Origin of the sequence: Alteriqipengyuania flavescens (assembly GCF_030406725.1) — a bacterium.
Lineage (GTDB): Bacteria > Pseudomonadota > Alphaproteobacteria > Sphingomonadales > Sphingomonadaceae > Alteriqipengyuania_B > Alteriqipengyuania_B flavescens.
Map to the genome: position 1 here is coordinate 1,962,405 of NZ_CP129107.1, position 25,719 is coordinate 1,988,123.

20 protein-coding genes are annotated in these 25,719 nt (G+C 66.0%); 13 read left to right on the forward strand and 7 right to left on the reverse strand.

What is annotated here, in order from left to right; genetic code table 11:
- The first annotated feature begins 140 nt into the window (after window positions 1-140).
- Entirely contained in the window at window positions 141-815 is a 675-nt protein-coding gene (locus QQW98_RS10185) for an outer membrane protein (RefSeq protein ID WP_290134833.1), read from the forward strand.
- A gap of 61 nt (window positions 816-876) precedes the next feature.
- Here the strand turns inward: QQW98_RS10185 and QQW98_RS10190 are convergent, their stop codons facing one another.
- Window positions 877-1,371 carry an invasion associated locus B family protein gene (locus tag QQW98_RS10190; protein ID WP_290134834.1) on the reverse strand — a complete coding sequence of 165 codons (495 nt, stop codon included), beginning with the start codon at window positions 1,369-1,371 and terminating at the stop codon, window positions 877-879.
- Window positions 1,372-1,541: 170 nt separating this feature from the next.
- Between QQW98_RS10190 and QQW98_RS10195 the strand changes: the two genes are divergently transcribed.
- Both QQW98_RS10195 and QQW98_RS10200 read left to right on the forward strand, forming a co-directional pair.
- Entirely contained in the window at window positions 1,542-2,174 is a 633-nt protein-coding gene (locus QQW98_RS10195; protein ID WP_290134835.1) for a YqiJ family protein, read from the forward strand.
- Between the two features lie 69 nt (window positions 2,175-2,243).
- Window positions 2,244-3,986, forward strand: a complete 1,743-nt coding sequence (locus QQW98_RS10200) for a flotillin family protein (protein WP_290134836.1) — start codon at window positions 2,244-2,246, stop codon at window positions 3,984-3,986.
- A gap of 51 nt (window positions 3,987-4,037) precedes the next feature.
- Here the strand turns inward: QQW98_RS10200 and greB are convergent, their stop codons facing one another.
- Together greB and QQW98_RS10210 are read right to left on the reverse strand one after the other, a co-directional pair.
- A complete protein-coding gene (gene greB, locus QQW98_RS10205; protein WP_290134837.1) occupies window positions 4,038-4,532 on the reverse strand; it encodes a transcription elongation factor GreB in 495 nt (164 codons plus the stop codon).
- 18 nt (window positions 4,533-4,550) lie between these two features.
- Complete coding sequence (locus tag QQW98_RS10210) at window positions 4,551-6,485, reverse strand: lytic transglycosylase domain-containing protein (RefSeq protein ID WP_319023285.1); 1,935 nt, start codon at window positions 6,483-6,485, stop codon at window positions 4,551-4,553.
- Window positions 6,486-6,577: 92 nt separating this feature from the next.
- Between QQW98_RS10210 and dapA the strand changes: the two genes are divergently transcribed.
- Entirely contained in the window at window positions 6,578-7,459 is an 882-nt protein-coding gene (gene dapA / locus QQW98_RS10215; protein WP_290134839.1) for a 4-hydroxy-tetrahydrodipicolinate synthase, read from the forward strand.
- A 51-nt stretch (window positions 7,460-7,510) separates the two neighbouring features.
- Here the strand turns inward: dapA and QQW98_RS10220 are convergent, their stop codons facing one another.
- Window positions 7,511-9,463: an alpha/beta hydrolase family protein gene (locus QQW98_RS10220; protein WP_290134840.1), complete on the reverse strand. Its 1,953-nt coding sequence runs from the start codon at window positions 9,461-9,463 to the stop codon at window positions 7,511-7,513.
- A gap of 105 nt (window positions 9,464-9,568) precedes the next feature.
- Here QQW98_RS10220 and smpB point away from each other — a divergent pair, with 105 nt between their 5' ends.
- The 9 genes from smpB (at window position 9,569) to alaS (ending at window position 22,041) form a co-directional block, all read left to right on the forward strand.
- Window positions 9,569-10,051 (forward strand): SsrA-binding protein SmpB, encoded by a 483-nt coding sequence (gene smpB / locus QQW98_RS10225; protein WP_290134841.1) that lies wholly within the window; start codon window positions 9,569-9,571, stop codon window positions 10,049-10,051.
- Between the two features lie 130 nt (window positions 10,052-10,181).
- Window positions 10,182-10,775, forward strand: coding sequence for a DUF2062 domain-containing protein (locus tag QQW98_RS10230; protein ID WP_290134842.1), 594 nt, complete (start codon window positions 10,182-10,184; stop codon window positions 10,773-10,775).
- Window positions 10,772-13,219, forward strand: coding sequence for a hybrid sensor histidine kinase/response regulator (locus QQW98_RS10235; protein WP_290134843.1), 2,448 nt, complete (start codon window positions 10,772-10,774; stop codon window positions 13,217-13,219). The genes QQW98_RS10230 and QQW98_RS10235 overlap by 4 nt, the downstream gene beginning before the upstream one ends.
- A 64-nt stretch (window positions 13,220-13,283) precedes the next feature.
- On the forward strand, window positions 13,284-14,765 hold the full coding sequence (locus tag QQW98_RS10240) for a DUF4139 domain-containing protein (RefSeq protein ID WP_290134844.1): 1,482 nt from the start codon (window positions 13,284-13,286) through the stop codon (window positions 14,763-14,765).
- Window positions 14,766-14,776: 11 nt separating this feature from the next.
- Entirely contained in the window at window positions 14,777-16,432 is a 1,656-nt protein-coding gene (locus QQW98_RS10245) for a DUF4139 domain-containing protein (protein ID WP_290134845.1), read from the forward strand.
- A gap of 114 nt (window positions 16,433-16,546) precedes the next feature.
- On the forward strand, window positions 16,547-17,608 hold the full coding sequence (recA, locus tag QQW98_RS10250) for a recombinase RecA (protein ID WP_290134846.1): 1,062 nt from the start codon (window positions 16,547-16,549) through the stop codon (window positions 17,606-17,608).
- Between the two features lie 207 nt (window positions 17,609-17,815).
- Window positions 17,816-18,442, forward strand: a complete 627-nt coding sequence (locus QQW98_RS10255) for a glutathione S-transferase family protein (RefSeq protein WP_290134847.1) — start codon at window positions 17,816-17,818, stop codon at window positions 18,440-18,442.
- Between the two features lie 27 nt (window positions 18,443-18,469).
- Complete coding sequence (locus QQW98_RS10260) at window positions 18,470-19,294, forward strand: class I SAM-dependent methyltransferase (protein ID WP_290134848.1); 825 nt, start codon at window positions 18,470-18,472, stop codon at window positions 19,292-19,294.
- A gap of 86 nt (window positions 19,295-19,380) precedes the next feature.
- Complete coding sequence (gene alaS / locus QQW98_RS10265) at window positions 19,381-22,041, forward strand: alanine--tRNA ligase (RefSeq protein ID WP_290134849.1); 2,661 nt, start codon at window positions 19,381-19,383, stop codon at window positions 22,039-22,041.
- A 16-nt stretch (window positions 22,042-22,057) separates the two neighbouring features.
- On the opposite strand, the gene QQW98_RS10270 is transcribed toward alaS, so the two are convergent.
- Genes QQW98_RS10270 through QQW98_RS10280 form a run of 3 tightly spaced genes read right to left on the reverse strand, consistent with a single transcriptional unit; the run spans window position 22,058 to window position 25,714 of the window.
- Window positions 22,058-22,225 (reverse strand): hypothetical protein, encoded by a 168-nt coding sequence (locus QQW98_RS10270; protein ID WP_290134850.1) that lies wholly within the window; start codon window positions 22,223-22,225, stop codon window positions 22,058-22,060.
- A gap of 50 nt (window positions 22,226-22,275) precedes the next feature.
- Window positions 22,276-24,039, reverse strand: coding sequence for a cation:proton antiporter domain-containing protein (locus QQW98_RS10275; protein ID WP_290134851.1), 1,764 nt, complete (start codon window positions 24,037-24,039; stop codon window positions 22,276-22,278).
- A gap of 46 nt (window positions 24,040-24,085) precedes the next feature.
- Window positions 24,086-25,714, reverse strand: a complete 1,629-nt coding sequence (locus tag QQW98_RS10280) for a bifunctional GNAT family N-acetyltransferase/carbon-nitrogen hydrolase family protein (protein ID WP_290134852.1) — start codon at window positions 25,712-25,714, stop codon at window positions 24,086-24,088.
- Window positions 25,715-25,719: the final 5 nt, after the last annotated feature.

Below are 25,719 nucleotides of genomic sequence, written 5' to 3' on the forward strand. Positions count from 1 at the left end.
GATTTCATTGGGCCACGCCAAATGGGCCGTGACATTCGTGCAACAATTTTCTTGTTGTGCAGCGTTCAGGAAACTGCGCCGCCACGAAAGAATTGTACAGTCACATGCAGCACGAAAGCTGCTGATGAATGGAGTACATAATGAAAAAGACCCTCTCTGCACTGCTGGTCGCCGGTTCGGCGATGGCGATTGCCACGCCCGCCCTGGCCCAGGACGTGAACAACAGCTTCACCGGTCCGCGCGCCGAAGTCCTCGTCGGTTACGACCAGGTCCGCGCCGGTAGCACCGAAGATAACGACGCGAACGACAATGATGATCAGTCCATCGATGGCGTCGGCTACGGCGTCGGCGTCGGTTACGATTTCGCAGCCGGTGGCGCTCTCATCGGTGTCGAAGCCGAATACATGGGTTCGACCGCCGAATACGGCGTGGAAGACGGCGACCGCGAAGCGATCCCCGACCTCGGCGGCGTGAATGCCGGCCGCGACATCTACGTCGGTGCCCGCATCGGCGCGCTGGTTTCGCCGCAGACCCTGCTGTACGTGAAGGGCGGCTACACCAACGCTCGCTTCGATGCCGTTTCCCGCACCACCGGTAACGAGTTCGAACGTAACATCGATGCCGAGGGCTATCGGATCGGCGCTGGCGGTGAGTACGCCATCGGCACCAACAGCTTCGTCAAGCTCGAGTACCGTTATTCCAACTACTCGAACGCCGAAGTCGATTTCGGTGACGCCGATGTCGCCGACAGCAACAACTTCGACGTCGACCTCGACCGTCATCAGGTGATGGCAGGCGTCGGTTTCCGCTTCTAAGCGAACCGATCAAAGTCAGAACGGGGCCGGGGGAGCGATCCTCCGGCCTTTTTCGTGCGCGTCAGAGGCGCGCGCAGGCGACGCTGGCGGCATCCATCGCCGTCGCCGCGCCATCGAGGCTGTAGGTCGTGGAAAAGCGCCTGCCGCGCGCGTCGGTCGCGCCGACGGTCATTTGCCCGGCACTACGCATGGCGGCAACGATGGCCGCATCGCCCGCGCGGTTGGCCGCCCAGGCCTGGTTTCCGCCGCCGACGAGCGAGAAACGGCGCCCGCTGATTGCCAGCGTGATCGCGCTACCCTCCCGCACGGTGCGGGACAGCTGGAAATTGACTTGTGCGCGGACCCGGCGCTGGGGCCAAGTGCCGACGCTGGCAAAGGGCGTGTGCTGGCGGGCGGCGCTGCTCGGCCGGGCCTTCGCGATCGCATAGCAGCGCGGCGTGGCGGGATCGCGGAACGCGCCCCAATCACCGAAAATGCCGAGGCTGTCCTTCGCCGCAGCCGGGGCGGCAAGGGCAAGCAATGCGGCCGCGAGGGCAAGCGTGGGGCGAGGGGCCATGCGCCCTTGTAACTGCCTTGCGTGGCAGGTCAAAATCGGATGCCGCAGGTCCGGTTTTACTGGCAAATCGCCCTATTTCGGGTACAAGAATTGGACCGGAGGGGGCTTCCGACAAAGCCCGGTAAATAGAGAGGACGCACGCGGACATCGTTCGCGGAGCGTGGAGAGAAATGAGCCTGCTTGCAGACTATAACCTGCCCTTCGCAATTGCGATGGGGCTGATGTTTTTGCTCGTCCTGTTGCAGGTCATCGGGCTTGGCGGCGATATCGATGCCGATATCGACTTCGATGCCGACGTCGCCGACCCGACTGCTGTGGGCTTCGGCGGGGCGCTCACCTCGCTGCTCGGGCTCGGCAAGGTGCCGCTCTTCGTGTGGCTGATCGTGTTCCTGCTGCTGTTCTCTGGCGTCGGGCTCGGCATCCAGGCGCTGGCGACGGATTTGACCGGATCGCCGCTCTATCCTTGGCTGGCGGCAGTCTTCGCCGCCGGCGGCAGCATCCCCGCCACCGCTCTGCTGGTCCGCCCACTCGGCAGGCTGATGCCGCAGGACGAGACGACCGCCGTGGGCCTCGATGCCCTCGTCGGGCGGCGCGGCACAGTGACCACCGGCCGCGCGGCGAAGGACAGCCCGGCGCGCACCAGGGTCTACGACCACCACGGTCAGGCGCACCATGTCATGGTGGAGCCACACGAGGATGCCAGCGAGATGCTGGAAGGGGACGAGGTGCTGCTGGTGCGGCGCGAAGGACAGCGGTTCTTCGGCATTCCGCTCGCCAACCGGGCGCTGTCGCCCACCGAATAACCACTCCCGGCGAAGGCCGGCAATAACGACAAGACAGGAGAAGATATGGAAAGTTTGTTCGAAAGCGGAATGATATTGGGGGTAGCGATCATCGTCGCGGTGATCGGTATATTCGCCACGATCCTCAAAATGTATCGTCGCGCCAGCAAGGAAATCGCCTTCGTGCGGACCGGTGTAGGCGGCGAGAAAGTCGTCATGAACGGCGGCGCAATCGTTCTGCCGGTGTTGCACGAGACGATGCCGGTGAACATGAACACGCTGGTGCTCAGCGTGGTCCGCCGTGACGGGGAAGCGCTGATCACGCTCGACCGGCTGCGGATCGACGTGAAGGCGGAATTCTACGTCCGCGTGAAGCCCGATGCCGAAGCCATCGCCATGGCCGCACAGACGCTGGGCATGCGCACCATGCAGCCCGAGGCGCTGAAGGACCTCGTCGAAGGCAAGTTCGTCGACGCGCTGCGCAGCGTGGCTGCGGGCATGAGCATGAACGAGCTGCACGAACAGCGTGCCGACTTCGTGCAGAAGGTGCAGCAGGTTTCGTCCAACGACCTTGCCATGAACGGCCTGGAACTGGAATCGGTCTCGCTGACCGGTCTCGACCAGACCAGCATCGAGCATTTCAACGCCAACAACGCCTTCGACGCCGAAGGTCTGACCAAGCTGACCGAGCAGATCGAGGCGCGCAAGAAACTGCGAAACGACATCGAGCAGGACACGCGCGTCCAGATGGAAACGAAGAACCTCGAGGCGGCAGAGCGCACCTTCCAGATCAACCGCGATACCGAATACGCGCGGCTTGAACAGGAGCGTGAGGTCGAGATTCGCCGCGCCTCGCAGGCGGCCGAGATCGCCCGCGAACAGGCCGAGCGTAATCGCGAGGCCGATGCCGCCCGGATCGAGGCGAAGAAGCAGGTCGACGCGCAGCAGATCGAAGCCGACCGCCTCGTGGAAGAAGCCCGCATCGACCAGCAGCGTGCGCTCGAAATCGCCCGGCAGGAACAGCAGATCGCGGTCCAGAACAAGAGCCGCGAGGAAAGTCAGGCCAAGGCGGAAGCCGACGAGGCCCGTGCCAAGGCCGTCGCTGCCGAGGAACAGGTCGCGACCAGCCGCGAAAGCGAGATCGCCGAACGCCAGAAGAAGATCGAACTGATCGAAGCCGCCAAGCAGGCCGAGCGCGAGGCGATCAAGGTGAAGGTCGATGCAGAGGCCGAACGCGATGCCGCCGGCAACCGCGCCGAAGCCATCCGCCGCGAAGCGGAGGGCCAGGCCGAGGCGGTCAAGCTGCGCGCCGAAGCCGATCGTGTGCGGTTCGAAGTGGAGGCGGCCGGCCAGCAGGCGGTAAACGAAGCGGCGAACATCCTCTCCAGCGACCAGATTTCGCTGCAGATGAAGATGGCGCTGCTGAAGGTGCTGCCGGAAGTCATCCGCGAAAGCGCCAAGCCGATGGAAGCGATCGACAGCATCAAGATCGTGCAGGTCGACGGGCTGACCCAGCGCGGCGGCGTGGGCGGCAACGGCGGCGGTGCCGGCGCCGCCGGCACGGGCAACCTCGCCAACGATGCGGTCTCGGCCGCGCTCGCCTATCGCGCGCAGGCGCCGGTGCTCGACGGGTTGCTCAAGGAACTGGGCCTCAACGGGGCGTCGCTCGGCGCACTGGCAGCCGGGGCATCGGACGGGGTCGTGACCGAAGGGTCCGTCGGCCTGACCGAGCCCTTCAAGGCACCGCAAGGCTCCATCCTGCCGACTTTCGACTTCAGCAACGACGAGGTTGACGGGGAAGACACGGCGGAGGATACCGACGCTGCCGAGTAACGTCGGACCAAACACCTCACGGGCCCTTGGCGATACGCCGGGGGCCCTTTTTTATGCGTGTTCCTGTCCCGGATAGGCGATCGCCAGGATTTCCCATTCCTTTTCGCCCGCCGGCAGCCGCACGGTGCGCAGGTCGCCGACCGATGCGCCGCGCAAGGCACGCGCCATCGGGCTGGACCAGCCGATCCGCCCCTGCGCCGCGTCCTGCTCGTCATCCCCGACCAGCGTCACGGTCTTCCGCGCATCATCCTCGTCCGCGATGGTGACGACCGCGCCGAAGAACACGCGGCTCTGATCCGGCGTTTCGGACGGGTCGATCACCCGCGCGGCTTTCATTCGGCGGGCAAGGTGCGCCGCTTCCCGGTCGATCTCGCGCATGCGCTTGCGGCCGTAGAGGTAATCGCCGTTCTCGCTGCGGTCGCCATTGCCCGCCGCCCAGCTGACGATCTCCACGATCTCCGGCCGCTCAGTGCCCAGCAGGTGGTCGTAGCGCGCCTTCATCGCGGCATAGCCGGCAGCGGTAACGGGATTGCCGTCAGGCTTCATCGCCGCGTTTGCCCCCGGTCAGTTCCGGAAGTACCAGCTCGCGGGCTTTGGGCCGCCGTAGCCGGCGCGGTCGGGGTTGAGAGCTTCGTAGACCACGGCGTTCTCGATCACGCGCTGGACGTAATTCTTCGTCTCGTAGATCGGGATTTCCTCGATCCAGCGCTGGTAGGTGATGGTGCCGCGGCGCGGGTCGCCGTTGGCGCGCAGCCACTTGTTCACGTTGCCCGGCCCGGCGTTATAGGCCGCGATGGCGAGCGGGTAGGCCCCGCCGTAGTATTCCAGCATCCGCTTGAAGTACCCGTCGCCCAGCATGATGTTGTAGGCCGGGTCGCCCTTGATGCTGGCGGACATGTAGGACATGCCCATCTTGCCCGCCTGCTCGCGCGCTGTGGCGGGCATCAGCTGCATCAGGCCGCTGGCGCCGGCGTGGCTGGTGCGGGTGGTGTCGAATTCGCTTTCCTGCCGGCTGATCGCGTGGATCATCGTCCAGTTGCCGGTCGGGTGGGTTTCGACCACCGGATAGCCTTCCAGCTGCACGGCATCGAAGCCCTTCTGCGCGGCGGCTTCCCCGATCACCACGGCAAAGTCGCGGCGGCCCAGCTGCTTTGCGTATTCCGCCACCAGCGCCAGTTCTTCCGGGCTCTGCGCCTGGTCGGCGATGTGGGTGAAGAAATAGCGTGCGGTGCGCCAGTCGCGCCCGCGCGCGGCCTCCTGCACGGCGGCGGTCAGCGGCTTGCTGAAGAATTCGGCGCGCTGTTCGGGCGTGGGGGTGACGCGGCCGACCGGCTGGGACCACAGGTCCTTGTGATCGCGACCCAGCGCTTCCAGCGCCAGCAGCCCGTAGAACTGCCCGCGATATTTCGCCGCCATTTCGTAATAGCGGACGGCCTCGGCCTGCTGGCCCGCCTGCGCGGCCGCTTCGCCGGCCCAGTAGAATCCCTTCGACCGGGTCTGCGGGGTCTGCGCGGCCGCGCCGTAACGATAGAACAGCGGGGCTGCGGCGGCCCCGTCATACAGCTTCCACAGCGCGTTCGTGCCGCCGAGCCACATCAGCGAGGTGTAATCGTCGCGCAGGCGATAGCTGCCCTGGCTGATGTCGGTGCCGGGCGGGAAGGCATCGTCGATCTTGCTGGCGATGCGCACGCTGTCGCGCGTATCGGCAGCGCGGGCGACACGCAGCAGCTGGGTCACCCACAGCTCGCGGTCCAGCACCGGTTCGGCGAGGGCCGGGCGGTCGGCCAGGATGCGCACGGCTTCCGCGACGCGGCCATCGGCGCGCAGGCCCCGCACGCGGTCATAAACATAGCCCGGATCGCTGAGGTCGCGCGCGCTCGGCGTGCCGTCGGTGCGGTGTGCGAGGCGCGAGGCGAACACGGCCTGAGCGGAAGGGGAGACGCGGGTCAGCTGGCGCCGCGCGGCTTCGAACTCGCTCGCCCACATCAGCGCGTTCATGCGCGCGTCGTGGTCTTCGGGCGTGAAGGTGCCAGCATAACGGCCGAGCAGCATCAGTTCCGCACTGTCGCTCATCGTGCCGCCGCGCCAGGCCTTGCGGGCCCATTCGTCGGCGCGCGGGTCACCGTTCACCATCAGCGCGATGGCATAGGATGCCGCGCCAGCATTGGTGAGCGGCGGAAAACGGTCGAAGAAGCGGATGAGCTGCGGGGCATCGACCGGCTCGACCGCCAGCCGCGCCTCGGCGAATTCGCGCAGCCGGTCCTCGCGCGGGAAGCCGGGATTGTTCAGCAGGAAGCCGGAATACTGCGCAAAGGAGTAGTTGCCGCTTTCCTGCAACGCTTCCCAGTTGCTCACAACGCCCGCCCACGCGGTGGGGCGGGACGTCAGCAGCTCGCGCCGCTGTTCGTCCCAGCGGGCCTCCTGCGCTTGTGCCGCGACGGGAACGCCGGCGGCGGCGATGGAGAGGAGGGCGAGATTCAGCAGGGGTTTACGGCTCATGCTGGACATTATGGGGGGCGGCTCCTTATCACGCGCTGAACGGTCGCCGGTGGCGATCGCCCTTCGATACTCTCAATGCAGGATCAGCGTAAATGTTCTCCGGCTCGATACCCGCCCTGACGACTCCTTTTCGCGGCGGAGCGTTCGACGAAGCCGCCTTCCGCCGCCTTGTCGACTGGCAGATCGAAAGCGGTAGCAAGGGGCTGGTCCCCTGCGGCACGACGGGGGAGGCCTCGACCCTGTCCAATGCCGAGCACCACCGGGTGATCGAGGTCTGCATCGAACAGGCCGCGGGGCGCGTGCCAGTGATCGCCGGCTGCGGCAGCAACGACACCCGCAACGCGCTGCTCCACATGCAGTTTGCGAAGAAGGCGGGCGCGGCCGCGGGCCTGTGCGTCGCGCCTTATTACAACCGGCCGAGCCAGACCGGGCTGATCGCGCATTTCAGCCACCTGGCGGAGAATTCCGACCTGCCCATCGTGCTCTACAACGTGCCCGCGCGCACGGTGACCGACCTGGAAGACGAGACGGTGGTGGAGCTCGTCTCCAAGTATCCCGACCGGATCGTGGCGATCAAGGATGCGAGCGGCGACCTGTCGCGCGTGGCCGATCACCGGATGGGGCTGGACCACGATTTCTGCCAGCTGTCGGGCAACGACGAGCTATGGCTGCCGCACAGCGCAGCGGGCGGGGCGGGGTGCATTTCCGTAACCGCCAACGTCGCGCCGGCCCTGTGCGCCGAATTCCACGAGGCGATCGCCGCCAACGACCTCGTCAAGGCGCGTGAGCTCAACGACCGGCTTTTCCCGCTGCACTACGCCATGTTCTCCGACGCGAGCCCCGCGCCGGTGAAATACGCGCTGACCCGAGTGATGGAGGGCTTCACCGACGAAGTCCGCCTGCCGCTGTGCCCGGCAAGCGACGCCGCGCGCAAGGCCGTGGACGAGGCGCTGGAGCACGCCGGACTCCTCTAACAGGAATCAAGCCGGGTCGCCGCTGTTCGGCAACCCGGCCCGCATCGGCGATCAATCCGCCGGGTTGTGCTTCTCGACGAAGCGGACCGTTTCTTCCAGCATCTTGAGACGCGTGGCGGACAGCGACAGCCAGTGGTCCTCGCCGTCCAGCTCGACCAGTTCGTACGGCTTGCCCGCGCTGCGCAGCGCGTCGGCCATGATCGTGCTCTGACGGTACGGCACCACCGTATCGTCGCGCCCGTGGATCAGCATGATCGGCGCATCGGCCTGCGCGGCCAGCTTGCGGGGCGAAATCGAATCGAGTTCGTCCTTCGGGCCCATCTTCTCGATCCAGTATTCGACCAGTTCCTTGCTGCCGGTCTCGCGGCGTTCCTGGTCGACCATGGAGGCAAGGTCGCTGACCCCGGCAACGGCCACGGCGCAGCGATAGACGCCCTGTTCCACCGTCACGCCGGCGAGCGCCGCATAGCCGCCGTAGCTGGCGCCAACGATGCAGGCACGTTCCGGATCGACGATACCGTCGGCGGCCAGAGCCATCATGCCGTCGGTAATGTCGGTTTGCATCTTGCGGCCCCATTCGCCGTTGCCGGCATCCACGAAGGCCTTGTCGCGATTGGTCGAGCCGCGGAAGTTGGGCTGGAACACGGCATAGCCGCGCGATGCCAGCGCCTGCGCCCACCAGTCGAACTGCTCGTAATCGTGCGACGCGGGGCCGCCGTGCGGCAGCATGACGACAGGCAGGTTCTTCGCCTCGATCCCCGGCGGCAGGGTCAGGATGCCTTCCAGTTCCAGCCCGTCGGCTGCGGTGTACTCATACGTCGAGACCGCACCGACGAAACGCGGGCCGATCTGCGGGCGCTCGCGGCCGATGACCTGCGCGCCCTTGGCGACGGTGTCGAGCAGGTACCACGTCCCGCTATCGGCATTGCCGCCTGTGGTCACCAGCACCTTGGACAGGTCGGGCGTCCATTGCGCGATCGAACCGTTCTGCGCGTCGAAGCCCTGGTAGATGTTGCGGACCTCGGTCTCCCAGGCCTCGTCGAAGAACACGGGCTTGCGGTCGTTGTTCTCCGTGCGATAGCCGACGATACGGCCGTCCCACGGATTGCGGTAAAAGGCTTCGATATCCTCGCCCGCGAACATTTCCTGCGGCGTGCCGCCGGTCAGCGGAACGGCATAGTATTTCATCGTCTCGACATCGTCGTCGATATAGGTGGAATAGATCACGCCGGTGCCGTCCTGCGTGAAGGCCGTCAGGCCGGCGCTTCCGTCCGGCGTTGTGCCGCTCGCAAGTTCGGTGCCGCTGGCGTTCTTCAGCGACCAGCGGTCCGTGGCGTACTCGTAATCCATCGTCACGGAGACGTCGCCGCGGCCATCGATCAGGTAACGGCGGCCTTCGCTGCGCGTCCGACCTGCGTCGACGCGTCTGGTCGCGCCGCTTTCAAGGTCGACGCGGTACAGCGTCAGCGGTGCCCCGTTATAGTAGTAGGTCCCGGCCTGGTTGCGCTCCATCGGCGAACCGCCGTAGAAGCCGTACCACTTGCCGCCGATCTGGCGCACGCCATAGTTCCCCTGCACCGCATTCATGATCTCGCGTTCGTCCGCAAACACGGTGCGTACCGGTTTGCCGGGATCGACAGGTACGATCATGATGTTGGCGAATTCGGCCTGGCTGGCGATGTAGCGGTCACCCAGTTCCTGCGTATCCGTGCGCGTGACGAGCACCATGTCGTCGCCCGCCCAGTCGATGCCGCGCACCTTGATGTCGCCGACCTTGATCATGTTCAGCGGCTTGAGTTTGGGATCCAGCATCAGCACGACGCGGTCCCCGTTCACCGTCGCCAGCATCGCGATCCGGCCCGAAGGCGAAAGCGCGGCGTCTTGCAATGCGGGCAATTCGCCATAGGCGGAAATCGGCGGTGCGTCCGGCAACGCCTGCGCCAGCGCGGACGTGGACACGGCAACGGCCATCGCGCCAAGCGCGGCGGTAAGTAAACGGTTCATTCTGGTATGCTCCCCTTCGTCCGCGACGAGAATTGCGCAGATTTGTGACGCCCGCAAGTCGTTGCGGTTGCCGATGCCCGCCGGAGCCACTAAGTCGCGCGGGCTATGGCGCGTCCGACCCCCAAGACTTTCGACAAGCAGAAGATCGTCGCCGAAAACCGGCGCGCGAAATTCGATTACGCGATCGAGGATACGTTCGAGGCCGGGCTGCAATTGCAGGGCACCGAAGTAAAGGCGCTGCGCGCTGGCGAAGGCAACATTGCCGAAAGCTATGCCGAGGTGCGCGGCGGGGAAGCATGGCTGGTGAACGCCAACATCCCGGAATTCAGCCACGGCAACCGCCACAACCACACGCCCACCCGCCCGCGTAAGCTGCTGCTCCATGCGCGCGAGATCGAGCGGATGGTCGGCGCCGTGGAGCGCAAGGGTTTCACGCTGGTACCCTTGTCGATCTACTTCAACGCGCGCGGCCGCGCGAAGGTGGAACTGGCGCTGGCCAAGGGCCGCCAGACGAAGGACAAGCGCGATTACATCAAGGATCGCGACTGGCAGCGGGACAAGTCGCGGATCATGCGCGAACGCGGTTGACCCGCGCGACCGGTTCCGCCGTCATTCAGCGTTCCGACACGCATCCCGCGCATAGTGTCGCACTGCCGCAAGAATTGTCCGTCATCGCCCTTGCACGGACCCGCCCGCACCCCATAAGCGATTGAGCACGATGAACCGCAAACGCTCCAAGGATACAGTCGCACGGTGGATCGGCGCCCGCATGCCGACGCGCGAGGAGATGGCGCGGAACAAGTATCTCAAACCCATCGCGCACCGGTTCCTGAGCCCGGAACTCTGGCGCTTCACCCGCCGCAGCGTTCCGCGCGGTGTGGCGCTGGGCCTGTTCTGCGGCTTCATCATTCCCATCGGCCAGATTTTCCTTGCCGCGTTCCTCGCCCTGCCGGCGCGCGCCAACATGCCAATTTCGGCGTTGGTCACTTTCGTTACAAATCCACTCACTTTCCCGTTCTGGGCATGGATCGCGAACCGCGTCGGCGACTTTATGCTTGGCCTTGATCGGTCGGTCGGCTCCGGCGTGATCCAGGAGCAGATGCAGACCGAAGGCTGGCGCAGCTACCAAGGCGTCTTCGCCGCGGTGGGCGAGACGGTGTTCGGTTTCGTCATCCTCGCCATCGTGACGTCGGCCGTGGGTTATTTCGTGTCCAAGTGGTTCTGGCGCTGGAAGGTCGGCCGCCGTCGCACGAAGCGCCTGCAGACGATGGAACGGCGCATGGAAGAACGGCTCGAGGCGCAAAAGGGATGAACAGCGCCGCCCTGATCGACCTGACAACGCAGAAGCCGCGCGTCCTCCATATCGCCCTTGCAGCGGCGGTCGTGCTGACGGCGGCGCTGCTGTGGCTGGCGACGCGCTCGCCGGTGGTCGCGATCGCCTATCTGGGCGGGGCGACGGTGCTGGGGCTGGGCGCCATGGCGGCCTTGTCGCGGCGCGCACCGGTGGCGGCGGAAAGCTTTGCCGCGCCCGACTGGTCGGTCACGGTGGCTGCGCTCGACCGGCCCGACTGCGCTGTCGCGATTACCGACCGCGCCAACCGGCTCGCCTGCGCCAACGAGGCTTATCGCGACTGGTTCACCGCCTCCACCGGCCCCGCCGCGCTGGCTCTGCCGGCAGGCGCTGCGGGCGAGATCGCGCGGCTCCAGCGCCTCGCCTGGCGTGACGGTCATGCGGCCGGGCGGATCGAACGCAGCGGGGAAGTGTTCGCCGTCGAACTGAAACGCGCAGGCCGGGCGGACGATCACCTGGTCTGGTGGTTCTCCCCGCTGACGAAGTCGGACATGGCGGCCGATCTTGCGGGCCGGATCGCCGGCCCTCTTGGCGCGATGCTCTCGGCCGCGGGGATCGAAGCGGCACTGGTCGGGCCGGAAGGGCGCATCAAGGCTGCCGCGCGCGGCTTTGCCCGCCGTGCCGTGGGCGACGAGGCGGCCACCATGGCGGGCGAGGATTACGCCGCCCACCTGCGCACCGACGCCCGCGAGCGCATCTATTTCGCGCGCGAGGCGAAGCGCGGTGCGCCGCAGGTCCTGCTGCAGGTGCCGCTGGCGGAACCGGGCAGCGACAGCGCCGCTGCGCAATCGCTGATGCTGCTGGTGGATGCCGGCGTCGGCCTCGGCGCGTCGGCCAATGCGGACGTCGCCGGCGGCGCGCCGCAATTGCAGAACCTGCTCGAGGCGCTGCCGCTCGGCCTCGCCATGGCGAACCGCGACGGACGGTTCCTTTTCGCCAACCCCGCTTTTCGCCGCGCGATCCGACTGGGCGATGCGTCGCTGCCGCCGTACCCTTCCGATCTCGTGGTGCGGGAAGACAAGCCCGCGCTCGCCGATGCGGTGCGCCGCTTCGCGCAGGGAAGCGCCAGCAACGGCGACATGGCGATCCGCCTGAAGGACGAGCCCGACGAGCCGGTCAGCATCGGCCTTGCCGGGGTGCGCGGCATGGGGGAGGCGGCGGTGCTGCTTAGCTTGGCCGACTCCACGGAGGAAACGCGCCTTCGCCGCCAGGTGATGCAGGCGACCAAGATGCAGGCCGTCGGGCAGCTGGCAGGTGGGGTCGCGCACGATTTCAACAACGTGCTGACCGCCATCATCGGCTATTGCGACCTCATGCTGCTGCGCCACACGCCGGGCGACAGCGACTATGACGACATCCAGCAGATCCGCGCCAATTCCAACCGCGCCGCCAGCCTGACGCGCCAGCTGCTCGCCTTCAGCCGCCAGCAGACCCTGCGGCCCGAAGTGCTCCAGCTGCCCGACGTGGTGAGCGAGGTCAGCCAGCTGCTGAAGCGGCTGATGGGCGACAAGATCACGTTCCGCGTCCACCACGACCGCGACCTGGGCGCCATTCGCGCCGATCCGCAGCAGCTCGAGCAGGTCATCGTCAACCTCGCCGTCAACGGCCGCGATGCGATGCTGGAAAACGGCGGGTCGGGCCGGCTGACGCTCGCCACCCGCAAGGTGCCGGCGAGTGAAATCCGCCGGATGAAGAGCGAGATCATCCCGACCGCCGACTACACTTCGCTGATCGTGGAGGACACGGGCGGCGGCATTCCGAAGGATGTGCTCGGCAAGATTTTCGAACCGTTCTTCACGACGAAGGAGCAGGGCCAGAAGTCGTCAATGGGGGGCACCGGCCTCGGCCTCTCCACCGTCTACGGCATCGTCAAGCAATCGGGCGGCTTCATCTTCGCCAGCAACGTGCGGGCCAAGGAAGGCTCGCCCGCAGGCGCGCGGTTCACGCTCTATTTCCCCGTCCACCACGGCGCCGCCGAAGCGCCGAAGTCGGACAACCTCGCCCCGGTCGAGGAAGAAGCCGAGGCGAGCGAATTCACCGGCGGCGGCCGCATCCTGCTGGTGGAGGACGAGGACATGGTCCGCGCCGTCGCCAGCCGCGCCCTTGAACGCCAGGGCTACGAAGTCGTGCTGGCGAGCGACGGCGACATGGGACTGGAAGCGATGGCGGAGAACCCCGCCTTCGACCTCGTGGTGACCGATGTCGTCATGCCGGGCATGGACGGCCCCGCAATGGCCCGCGAAATCCGCAAGCAGTGGCCGGATATGCCGGTGCTGTTCATGTCGGGCTATGCCGAGGAACAGCTGCGCGCCGACATCGACATGGCCGACATGCACTTCATCGCCAAACCCTTCAGCGTGTCCGCCATCGCCGACAAGGTGGCGGCTGTCCTCAAGCGCAAATAACTGGACATATTTCCGCAATAGCGGTTGGTTAGGCCCGTCCTGATATTTGGGAGGGAGGGCCGCAATGAAATTCCGCAAGCTGGTGAAATCGGGTGTGGGCGCGCTGGCGCTTGTGTCGGCAGGCGCGGCGGCGCAGGATCCCGACTCGACCGCGCAGGGCGACGTGTCCGTCACCATCTACAACGGCGACCTCGCCGTGGTGCAGGACGTGCGCAGCCTCGACATCGCATCGGGCCGCAGCACCATCGCCTTTCCCGACGTGTCCGCCCGCATCCGCCCCGAAACCTTGAGCTTCGTGGCCGACGGCGCCGGCATCGTTGAGCAGAACTTCGACTTCGACCTCCTGACCCCGACCAAGCTGATGGAGAAAGCTATCGGCCAGACGGTGACGCTGGTGCGCACCAATCCGGCGACCGGCGCCGAAACGCGCGAGCGGGCGGAGGTCCTGTCAACCGCAGGCGGCGTGGTGGTGCGCATCGGCGACCGGATCGAGGTGCTGCGTGACGATGGCCTGCCCACCCGCGTCGTGTTCGACGAGGTGCCGCCCAATTTGCGCGCCCGCCCGACCCTGTCGGTCACGGTGGAAAGCGCCCGCGCCGGCCGCCGCCCCGCGGCCATCCGCTATCTCACCCCCGGCCTCGGCTGGAGCGCGGACTATGTCGCCCTGTTCGACGACCAGCGCGGCACGATCGACATGCAGGGCTGGGTCACGCTGACCAACACGACTGGCACCACCTTTCATTCTGCCGACACGCTGCTGGTGGCCGGCAACCCGAACAACCGCGGCTCGCGGCGAAGCGGCAATCCCGGCATGGTGCGCCCCGGCACGCAGACCGCCGAGCGGGAGCGGCTGGGCGATTTCTACCTCTACCCGCTGGCCGAGCGGACCACGATCGCCAACGCGCAGACCAAGCAGGTCGGCTTCCTCGACGCGACGGCGATATCTGCCAACAAGCAGTACGCGCGGATGGTCGGCTGGCTGGATACCGACCGCCAGCCGCAGCCGGTCGACAGCCGCATCCAGTTCAACACCTCGCGCGATGGGGGGCTTGGCGATGCGCTGCCTGCAGGCACGATCCGCTTCTACCAGCGCGACAGCCAGGGCAACCCGCAATTCATCGGCGAGAACGGCATCGGCCACACGCCGATGGGCAGCCTGCTGCAGCTCGACACCGGCACCGCCTTCGACGTCTATGTCCAGGCCGAGGTGGAAGACCGCGAGAAGATCGACAGCGGGGAATGGCGCCGCGCTGCCCAGTACAAGGTCTTCCGCGACGGCGAGGAATTCGAGCGCGTCGATGTCGAGAGGCCGATCGAATACTGGCAGACGATCATGCGCTACACCCTCACCAACGCGCGCAGCGAGCCCGTGACGGTGCAGCTGGTGCAGGACGGGCTGGGCGGCGGAAACTTCTGGCGCGACTGGCGGCTGGTCAGCGAGGACGTGCCGGGCGAGCAGGCCAATGCCGAGCGCCGCGTGTGGCAGGTGACCGTGCCCGCGAATGGCGAGCGGGTGGTGCGCGCGACTTTCCAGACCCGTTACTGAGGGGCGGAACGATGCGCCCCGCCGCGCTCCTTATTGCAGTAACGCTGCTCGCCGCGCTTCCGGCCGCCGCGCAAGAAGCGGCGGAAGAGCGAGTGTCCGTCGAGGCATCCGCGCCGCGGGATGTTGCCGTGACGATCTATCGCGACCCCTATCGGGGCGAGGGCGGGCAGATGAACGCCCGCTTCCCGCGCGGCTTCGGCATGATCAGCGAGACGCGCACCGTCACCCTTCCTGCCGGGCGCTCAACGATCCGCTTCGAAGGCGTGGCGGAAGGGATGGTGGCGGTGAGCGCCATCGTCACCGGCCTGCCGGGCGGCACGATCGAGAAGAACCGCAACGCCGACCTGCTCAGCCCCGCATCGCTGGTCGACGGCACGCTCGGCAACCAGGTCACTATCACCCGCACCAATCCCGCCACTGGGGAATCGGTGAGCGAGCCTGCCACCGTGCGTACCCGCGCGGACGGCGGGCTGGTGCTGGAAACGGAGGAAGGCTTCACCGCCGTGCGTTGTTCCGGCGTGCCGGAGCGGCTGACGTTCAACCGCGTGCCCGACGGCCTGTCCGCACAGCCGGTCTATTCGGTCGACACTTTCAGCGAAACCGGCGGCACTTACACGGTGCAGCTCAGCTACCTGTCCAGCGGCTTCGACTGGCAGGCGCATTACGTCGGCACGCTCAGCGCCACGGACGAGACGATGCGGCTGGTCTCGTGGCTGACGGTGCTCAACACCAACGGGCAGAGCTTCCCCGATGCGGAGATGCTGGTCGTCGCCGGCGGGCTCAGCGTGACGAGCGATTTCCGCCGGATGTCGGAGCCGCCGCAGAGCCGCCCGCTGCGGCTGGAATGCTATCCCATCGGCAGCACGGCGCGCGGTTCGCCGGTGCCCTATTACGGGCCGGCTGCCGTTCCACCGCCGCCTCCTCCGCCGCCGCCACCGGTCGCGGCCCCCGCTTTCGAAGCTGATTCGATTATCGTGACCGGTTCGTCAATGAAGCGTTCGTTCGAAGATGCGACCGTGGGATTGTCGGTCGTCGCGCAGGAAGAGGAGCTGGGCGACCTCAAGCTGTTCCGCGTTCCGGTGCCGGTCAATGTGGCGGCCAGCGGGATCAAGCAGGTTGCCTTCCTGCAACAGGATGCGGTCGCCGCATCGCTGCTCTATCTCGCCGACTGCGGGCCGAACGACGATTTCGACGACGATACGGACGAGGGCGATTACGATCCGCTCGGCATGCTGCTGAAAGGCAAGAACGACCTCGAGAACGGCCTCGGCCAGGCGCTGCCGATGGGCGAGCTGAGCCTGTTCGAACCATCGGACTTCGGCCCGCAGCTGGTCGCACAGCTGGACCTGCGCGATTTTGCGCGCGGGCAGGATATCGAACTGGAACTGGGTGAAAGCGCGCAGGTGCAGGGCACTTGCGGCTATCGCGGCGACGATGGTCCCTCCGACCGGCCGGGCAGGTGGACACGGATGCGTGGGAAAATTGCCAACGCCAATCCCCATCCCGTGCGCGTCCGCATTCGCCTCGCCGACACGCCGGACCTGCAGGTTCGCTGGCCGGACGGGACGGACTTCGTGAAGGACGGCTACCGCGTCGCGGAGGTGACGGTGCCCGCCAATGCCACCCGCCGCTACGACTGGCGCGTGCGCGACCGTTCGGGCCGGTAGGATACCTCCCGCAAATATTTTCGTTCCACTCTTGTTCTTTTGGAACAAAGCAGATACATCGCTCATATGTTGAAGGCCTGCCACAGGGGGTAGGCAACTGACGGAGGCGATGTCATGGCTGCCAATCTCAAGCTTGTGGAAGGTAAGGAAACCAACGTGGACCGTCAGAAGGCACTCGATGCCGCACTCGCACAGATAGACCGCGCATTCGGCAAGGGCTCGGCGATGAAGCTGGGCTCCAAGGAAGCGATGAACGTCGAATCGATTTCGACCGGTTCGCTCGGCCTCGACATCGCGCTCGGCATCGGCGGCCTCCCGAAAGGCCGCGTGATCGAGGTCTACGGGCCGGAAAGCTCGGGCAAGACCACGCTGGCGCTGCACGTCATCGCCGAAGCGCAGAAGGCCGGCGGCACGGCGGCTTTCGTGGATGCGGAACATGCGCTCGATCCCGTCTATGCCAAGAAGCTGGGCGTCGACATCGACGAACTGATCGTCTCGCAGCCCGACACGGGCGAGCAGGCGCTGGAAATCACCGACACGCTGGTGCGGTCGAACGCGATCGACGTGCTGGTGGTGGACTCGGTTGCCGCGCTGGTCCCGCGCGCGGAAATCGAAGGCGAGATGGGCGACAGCCACGTCGGCCTGCAGGCCCGCCTGATGTCGCAATCGCTGCGCAAGCTGACCGGCTCGATCAACCGCAGCAAGTGCATGGTGATCTTCATCAATCAGCTGCGCATGAAGATCGGTGTGATGTACGGCAACCCGGAAACCACGACCGGCGGCAACGCGCTGAAGTTCTACGCGTCCGTCCGCCTCGACATCCGCCGCACCGGCCAGATCAAGGACCGGGACGAGATCATCGGCAACTCGACCCGCGTGAAAGTGGTCAAGAACAAGGTCGCCCCGCCGTTCAAGCAAGTCGAATTCGACATCATGTACGGCAAGGGCATTTCGAAGACGGGCGAAATTCTCGACCTCGGCGTGAAGGCCGGCATCGTCGAGAAGTCGGGCAGCTGGTTCAGCTACGACAGCATCCGCATCGGCCAGGGGCGCGAGAATTCGAAGACCTATCTCGACGAGAACCCCGAAGTTCGCGACAAGTTGGAAGCCGCGATCCGCGGTAAGACCGACGAAGTTGCCGAAGAGATGATGACCGGTCCTGACGCGGAGGACTGAGCTCGCTCTCTTCAAGCGGAGCCGACCCTCTCTTTTACCGATGGCTCCGGATAAACGGGAAGCCGGCGCGCGCGATCTATCGCCGCGCCGGCTTTTCGTTTGGCGCATGCGGCCCAATGTCATTCCCTCCGCCGGCGCCGAGCCGACTTCGGCACTTTAATAATTATCAAATACTGCCATAACGGATGCGCAACGGGAGGGAATATTTTGCCGATACTGGTCCACCACCTCAACAACAGTCGCTCGCAGCGCATTCTGTGGCTGCTCGAGGAACTGGGCGCGGAATACGACATCGCGCACTATCAGCGCGACGCGACGACCAATCTGGCCCCGCCCGAACTCGCTGCGGCAACGCCGCTCGGCAAATCGCCGGTGATCGAGGATGACGGCCGCACCGTCACCGAAAGCGGCGCCATCATCCAGTACCTGTGCGAACGCCACGGCGGCGAGAGCTGGCTTCCCGATCCCGCTTCGGACGATCACGTATCGTGCCTGGAATGGCTGCAGTTCGGCGAAAGCTCTTTCTTCGTGCCCGTCATGCTCAAGATCATGGCCGGGCGGCTGGGCGAGGGCGCAGCGCCCGCCATGCCGCGCATCGAACAGCAGCTGGGGGCGCACATCGCCTACATGGCCGAGCGCCTCGGCGACCGCGACCATTTCGTCGGTGACGACTGGACTGCCGCCGACATCATGATGAGCTTCCCTGCCGAAATCGCCGTGATGCAGGGATACGCAGAGAAGCATCCCAACCTTGCCGCCTATGTCGAACGTGTCCACGCCCGCCCGGCCTGGCAGCGCGCGCGGGAACGCGGCGGGGCCTATTTCGGCTGGTAGTCACGGCATGGCACGGGGGGACAAGCGATGACCGCAGGGGCGGACTGGCGCGGCCGGGTGGGGCGCATCTGGGCGGAGCATTGGCAGCGCACCGACCGCAGTTTCGGCACGCTGACCGAGCGCCTCTTGCACTACACACGCGCGCTCAACTTCATGAACGTGCTCGACGTGGGTTGCGGTGCTGGCGAGGTTTCGGTCGCGCTCGCCCGCAGCCATGGCCACGCCCGCATCCAAGGCATCGACTTGTCCGAAGACCTGATAGAGGTGGCCCAGGCCCGCGGGGAGCATTACGCCAACCTCTCCTTCCGTGCCATGGACGCGACGCTTTGGGAAGACCCGACGATGGCGCCCGACCTCCTCGTCTCGCGCCACGGAGTGATGTTTTTCGCGAACCCGACCGGGGCGTTCAATCACCTATCGAACCACGCGGCGCCCGGGGCTGCGCTGGTCTTCACCTGCTTCCGCGCGCGCAGCGAGAACCATTGGGCGACCGAGCTCGACCAGCTCGTCGGCAACGAGCCCGGCCCGGCCTCGATCCGCGAGCCTGGCCCCTTCTCCTTCGGCAACCGCGAGGAGGTGGAGCGCATGCTTTTGGACGCAGGGTGGAGCGAACCGCAGTTCGAGCCGTTAGACTACGCCATGGTCGCGGGCTCCGGCGAAAACGCGGTGGAGGAAGCGCGGGCCTATTTCCTGCGCATCGGCCCGGCGGCCGGCGCCATTGCCGAACTGTCGGGCTCAGAGCACAGCGATGCCGTCGCACGGCTGGAACAGATGCTGCGCTACCACGAGGTCGACGGACTGGTCGCGATGGGCGCGGCCGCGTGGATCGTCACGGCCCGCAAACCGCTCTGACCCGGGCGCCACAGCGCCGCGAAATCGCTTCGCCGCGTGCATCATTCGCCTTGTCGCTGCGGCAGCGATGACCTAATTCGCCAGCCATGCAATCGACCAACGACATTCGTGCGAGCTTCCTCGACTATTTCGCCGGCCGCGGCCATCGCAAGGTGCCGTCTGCGCCGCTGGTGCCGTATAACGATCCGACGCTGATGTTCGTCAACGCCGGCATGGTGCCGTTCAAGAACATCTTCACCGGCCTCGAAACCCCGCCCGCGCCGACCGCGACCAGCAGCCAGAAATGCGTACGCGCCGGGGGCAAGCACAACGATCTCGACAATGTCGGCTACACTGCGCGGCATCACACATTCTTCGAGATGCTCGGCAATTTCAGTTTCGGCGACTATTTCAAGGAAGAGGCGATCCTTGCCGCCTGGACGCTGCTGACGAAAGAGTGGGGCCTCGATGCCAACCGCCTGACCGCCACGATCTATCACGACGACGACGAGGCGTTCGACCTGTGGCGCAAGATTTCCGGATTGCCGGAAGACCGCATCATCCGCATCGCCACCGCCGACAATTTCTGGTCCATGGGCGACACCGGCCCGTGCGGTCCTTCCAGCGAGATTTTCTACGATCACGGCGATCATATCCCCGGCGGCCCTCCCGGCAGCCCGGACGAGGATGGCGACCGCTTCATCGAGATCTGGAACCTTGTCTTCATGCAGTTCGACCAGGCAGCGGACGGCACGCGCACTCCGCTGCCCAAGCCGAGCATCGACACCGGCATGGGCCTGGAGCGCATCGCAGCAGTGATGCAGGGCGTGCACGACAATTACGACATCGATCTGTTCCGCCACCTTATCTCCGCGAGCGAGGAGCTGACCGGGGTGAAGGCGGAAGGCGAACGTACGGCGAGCCATCGCGTCATTGCGGACCACTTGCGTTCGACCGGCTTCCTGATCGCCGACGGCGTGCTGCCCTCCAACGAAGGCCGCGGCTACGTGCTGCGCCGCATCATGCGCCGCGCGATGCGCCATGCGCACCTGCTCGGCGCAGACCAGCCGCTGATGCACCGGCTCGTGCCCACGCTGGTCAGCGAAATGGGCCAGGCGTTCCCTGAACTGCAGCGCGGCCAGGCGCTGATCGAGGAAACGCTGGAGCGCGAGGAAACGCAGTTCCGCCGCACGCTGGACAAGGGGCTCGGCCTGCTTGCAGAAGCCACCGGCGCGATGGATGAAGGCGACGAATTGCCGGGCGAAACCGCTTTCAAGCTCTACGACACCTACGGCTTTCCCTACGACCTTACCGAAGATGCGTTGCGGGCACGCGGCATCGGCGTCGACCGCGAGGGTTTCGATGCCGCGATGGAGCAGCAGAAGGCCGCCGCGCGCGCTGCGTGGAAAGGCAGCGGGCAGGCCGGGGACGACGAATTGTGGTTCGACATCGCCGAGCGCGAAGGCGGGACCGAATTCACCGGCTACACCGCGACCAGCGGAGAGGGCCGGGTGGTCGCGATCGTCAGGGACGGCAGCGAAGTGGAACAGGCCGGCGCGGGCGAGGACATCGTCCTGCTGACCAACCAGACGCCGTTCTACGGCGAGAGCGGGGGCCAGACGGGGGACGCCGGCACGATCTCGCAGGCCGATGGCCTTCGCATTGCGGTGACCGACACGGGCAAGCCGCTCGGCCGGCTCCACGCGCATCATGCCACGGTAGAGGCGGGCACGGTCAAGGTCGGCGACACGGTTCACATGGACGTGGATGTCGAGCGGCGCGACGCAATCCGCGCTAACCATTCCGCGACGCACCTGGTGCATGCGGCGCTGCGGCACAGGCTCGGCGAGCACGTGACGCAGAAAGGTTCGCTGGTCGCGGCCGAACGTCTGCGATTCGATTTTTCGCACCCGAAGCCGCTGTCGGCCGAGGACATCGCTGCCATCGAGGCGGACGTGAACGAGCAGATCCGCGCCAATGAAACCGTGTCGACGCGACTGATGAGCCCCGATGATGCGGTGAGTGCCGGCGCACTTGCGCTGTTCGGCGAGAAGTATGGCGATGAAGTGCGCGTCCTCTCTATGGGCAGGCCCGGCGGGGACGGGCGCAATTACTCCGTCGAACTATGCGGTGGCACTCACGTCCGCGCGACGGGCGACATCGCCCTGTTCCGCATCGTGTCGGAAAGCGCGGTCAGCTCGGGCGTGCGCAGGATCGAGGCGCTGACGGGCGATGCCGCGCGGCGCTGGCTGGTCGCGCGCGAGGAAACGCTGAAGGACGTGGCGGGCACTCTCAAGACGAGCCCCGACGAAGTCGAGGCCCGTGTGAGAGCGCTGGTCGACGAGCGCCGCCAGCTGGAACGCGAACTGGCCGAGGCACGCAAGCAGCTGGCCCTGGGCGGCGGCGGCGCGAACGCCGGTCCCGCAGACGAGGAGATCGGCGGCGTGACCTTTACCGGTCAGGTGCTGGAAGGCCTGGACCCCAAGGACCTGCGTGGCCTGCTGGACGAGGCGAAGAAGCGCATCGGTTCGGGGATTGCGGCCATCGCAGCGGTGAACGAGGGACGCGTGGCCTTTGCCGTGGCGGTGACCGACGACCTCACCGGCCGTTTCGACGCCGTGAAGCTGGTTCGCGCCGGGGTAGAGGCGCTCGGCGGGAAAGGCGGCGGAGGCCGCGCCGACATGGCCCAGGGCGGCGGCCCGGACGGAGCCAGAGCAGAAGAGGCCTTGAACGCAGTACGGGCCGCGCTGGAAGCGCAGCCCGCCTGATCGCTATCGAAACCGCTTAGGTGCGGTTCATGCTCTTGCGCTGGAGGTGGTGTTCCGCCCCGCGCGAGGCGTCGACGCCGGTGCTGTTATCGGGGCCGCCCTGGCGGTATTCGTCCTGCACGTTCTTGGGTGCGAATTTTTCCGAATTCGAGACCGGCTTCGTCGGATCTTCCTGCTTGCTCATGTTTCGTCTCCTTCTGCCCCAACCAACGGGCCGGAAACGAAAAAGGTCCGCTATTCCGCGGTGCTGGTGCGCAGCTTCGGCTTGCGCTCGAGCTTGCCGCCGGCCTGGATGACCGCGCGGTATTCGTCGCGCTTTTCGTGGATGGAGGCGATCACGGGGCCCATTGCAACGCCCAGATCCACCAGTACCGCCTCGGACAGCTGGAGCGAGCTTTCCAGCGTTTCGGGTACAGCGTGGCTCGCTCCGCTGCGGTAAAGCTGGCCGGCGTGTTCGGCATCCCGGGCGCGGGCGATGATCGGCAAATCGGGATAGGTTGCGCGCAGCTTGCGAGTCAGCCGCTGCGCCAGCACTGGCTCGTCCATCGTCAGGATGACGGCGGGCGCGCGATCCGCACCCAGCCGGTCCAGCACATCGGCGCGCGAGGCGTTGCCGAACACCGCGCGGTAGCCGCTCTGGCGCGCTTGCGTGACCTGGTCGGCATCGAAATCGATCGCGACATAGGGCTTGCCGTGGACCTTGAGCATGTCCGCGATCAACTGGCCCACGCGCCCGCTGCCGACGATGATCGTGGTCGGCTCGTCCGGATCGTCCACCACCTCTTCCAGCATCGGGCGCCGCTCCACCCGTACCGCGATCTTGCGCCCGAACATGGCGAGCAGCGGGGTGATGGTGAGGCCGATAGCGGTGACGATCTGCCAGAATTGCGCGGTGCCCGGCTGGATCAGCATGGCGCTGGTGGCAGCCGACAGCACGATCAGCGTGGTTTCCGACGGGCTCGACATCAGGATGCCGGTTTCGGTCGCAGTGCTGCGCCGTGCGCCCATCATCCGCAGCAAAATGCCGGTGACGAAGGCCTTGAGGGACAGCACGCCGACGACCGCAATCGCGATCGGCACCGCGTTGTCGGCAATCGTAGTGATGTCGATCCCCATGCCCACGGTGATGAGGAAAATGCCGAGCGCAAGGCCCTTGAACGGCTCGATGATGCCTTCGACCTCGGTGTGATATTCGGTCTCCGCGATCAGCAGGCCGGCGAGCAGTGCGCCGACGATGGGGGAGAGGCCGACCGCAGCCGTCGCCAGGCTCGCGCCGATCACCACCAGCAGGCTGGCGGCGAGGAACAGTTCCGGGCTCTTGGTGCGCGCGGCCTGCGCGAACAACACCGGCAGGGCGAAACGCCCGATCACCAGCATTCCGAGGACCACGCCGCCACCCAGCAATAACGTTTCGGTAAAGCCTTCCAGCCCCTCCGTTTCCGCAAAGGGCGCCATCGCGCCGAGGAGGAAGATGATCGGGACGATCGCGATATCCTCGAACAACAGCATCGACAACGCGGCGCGGCCGACCGGCGTCGATGTGCCCGCGATGGGCAGGCACAGCGCGGTGCTGGACAGCGCCAGCGCAAGGCCAAGAGCCAGTGCCCCGGTCCAGTACTGGCCCATCGTCGAGAGGATCAGCATCAGGAACAGGGCACTGAAAATCAGCTCCATCGCGCCGAGGCCGAAGACCATTCGTCGCAATTGCCACAAGCGGTTGAACGACAGTTCGAGCCCGATTGCGAAGAGCAGGAGGATAATCCCGAACTCCGCAAAGGGCTCCAGCCTCTCCGGATCGGTTATCGTTATCCATGTGAGCCACGGATACTCGAACACGTATTTGCCAAGGCCATAGGGCCCGACCAGCAGGCCGATCAGGATGAAGCCGATGATAGGCGTGACGCGGAACCTGGCGAACACGGGGATGACGATCCCCGCCGCGCCGAGAATCACCAGCGTGTCCGAAAGTACCGGAGAGATTTCGAGTTCGCCCGCCATGGGGCCACCCTATACCGGGGCGGCGGGTGAAATCACCTGCTAATGCTCAGCCGCCGCCGGGCGTGTGCGGACCGCGCGGGGCGGGGCCGTCAAGCTCGGGCATCGACTTGTCCAAATCGCTCTTGCCAACACGCTTGTCCCATTCGATCTGGTAGAGGTCGAACCGGCGGTCGTTGAGGTTGCGCACCGTGCCTTCCGCACGCGCCCAGCTGAGGTCGGCGAGGTTCACGTCGCTGATGGTCAGCGTTTCCACGTTCTCGCTCGATTCGGCGGCGATCCCGTCGCGTGCGAAAGGGAAGTCGCAGGGCGTCAGGATGCAGCTTTGCGCGTATTGGATATCCATGTTCGCGACGTTGGGCAGGTTGCCGACATTTCCGCTGAGGACAACATAGCACTGGTTCTCGATCGCCCGCGCCTGCCCGCAATAGCGGACGCGAAGATAGCCCTGCCGGCTGTCGGTGCAGAAGGGGACGAAGATGATCCGCGCGCCCTCGTCGGCCAGGCGGCGGGCGAGCTCGGGAAATTCGCTGTCGTAGCAGATGAGCACGCCGATGGGTCCGCAGTCGGTGGGGATCGCATCGATGCTGTCGCCGCCCTTGATATTCCACCAATAGGCCTCGTTCGGCGTGGGGTGGATCTTCTCCTGCTCGTGGATCGATCCGTCGCGCAGGCAGACCATGGCGACGTTGTGGATGTCGCCGTCCTCCATCCGCGTGGGGTGACTGCCGCCGATGATGTTGATGTTGTACTTGAGCGCCATCTCGCTCAGCGCCTTGCGAATGCGCGGCGTGTAGCCGGACAGCTTCTCGATCGCCTCGAGCGGGGAAAGCTCGCTTTCCTCGAAGCTTAGCAGCATCAGCGTGAAGAGTTCGGGAAAGACTATGAAGTCCGCCTCATAATCCGCTGCAACGTCGACAAAATATTCGACGTTGCGCATGAATTCATCGTAATCCGCAACGGCGCGCGCCTGCAGCTGGCAGGTGGCGATCCGCACGGCCTCCACATCGCGCGGCAGGCGGTGGGTCTTGGGCTGGTCGGCATCGACATAGGGATTGCGCCAGACCATGTGGACGGCGAACGCCTTCGACTGCTTGTCCTCCGGCAGGTAGTTCGAAAGCACCCCGACCGGCTCGAACCCGTTGGCCAGCTGGAAGCGCAGCACGGGATCGTGGATCTTGTTGTCGACCACCAGCTGGAGATATTCCTCCGGCGTTTCGGCCCGGTTGGTCTTACGCCGCATCGCCTTGGCGAGGCCGGGCATGCGGCCACCGAAAACGATCCCGTTCAGCTCCAGCCTCTCTGCCAGTGCGCGTCGTTCTTCGTACAGGCGCCGCCCGATGCGGGTGCCGCGCGTCTTGGGATCGACGCACATCTCGTAGCCGTAGAGCCACTCTCCCGTCGGGTTGTGCCGGCTGCCGAAGCCGTTGCCGGTGATCTCGTCCCAGGTATGCGGCTTCAGAGCCACGTCGCCGCCGATCCGCATCGTGGCGCAATAGCCCACCAGCTTGCCGTCCAGCTTAGCGACGAAGCACCCTTCGGCGTAATTGTTGATCTGTCCGCGGATCTCCCCGTGCGTGTAGGCGGGCAGTTCCTCGTAAGCGCGCCGGACGAGGTCCGCGATCGCGCGAACATCGCCCAGCTTAGCCTGCCGGACTTCCAGTCTTGCCTGGGTCATGCGGA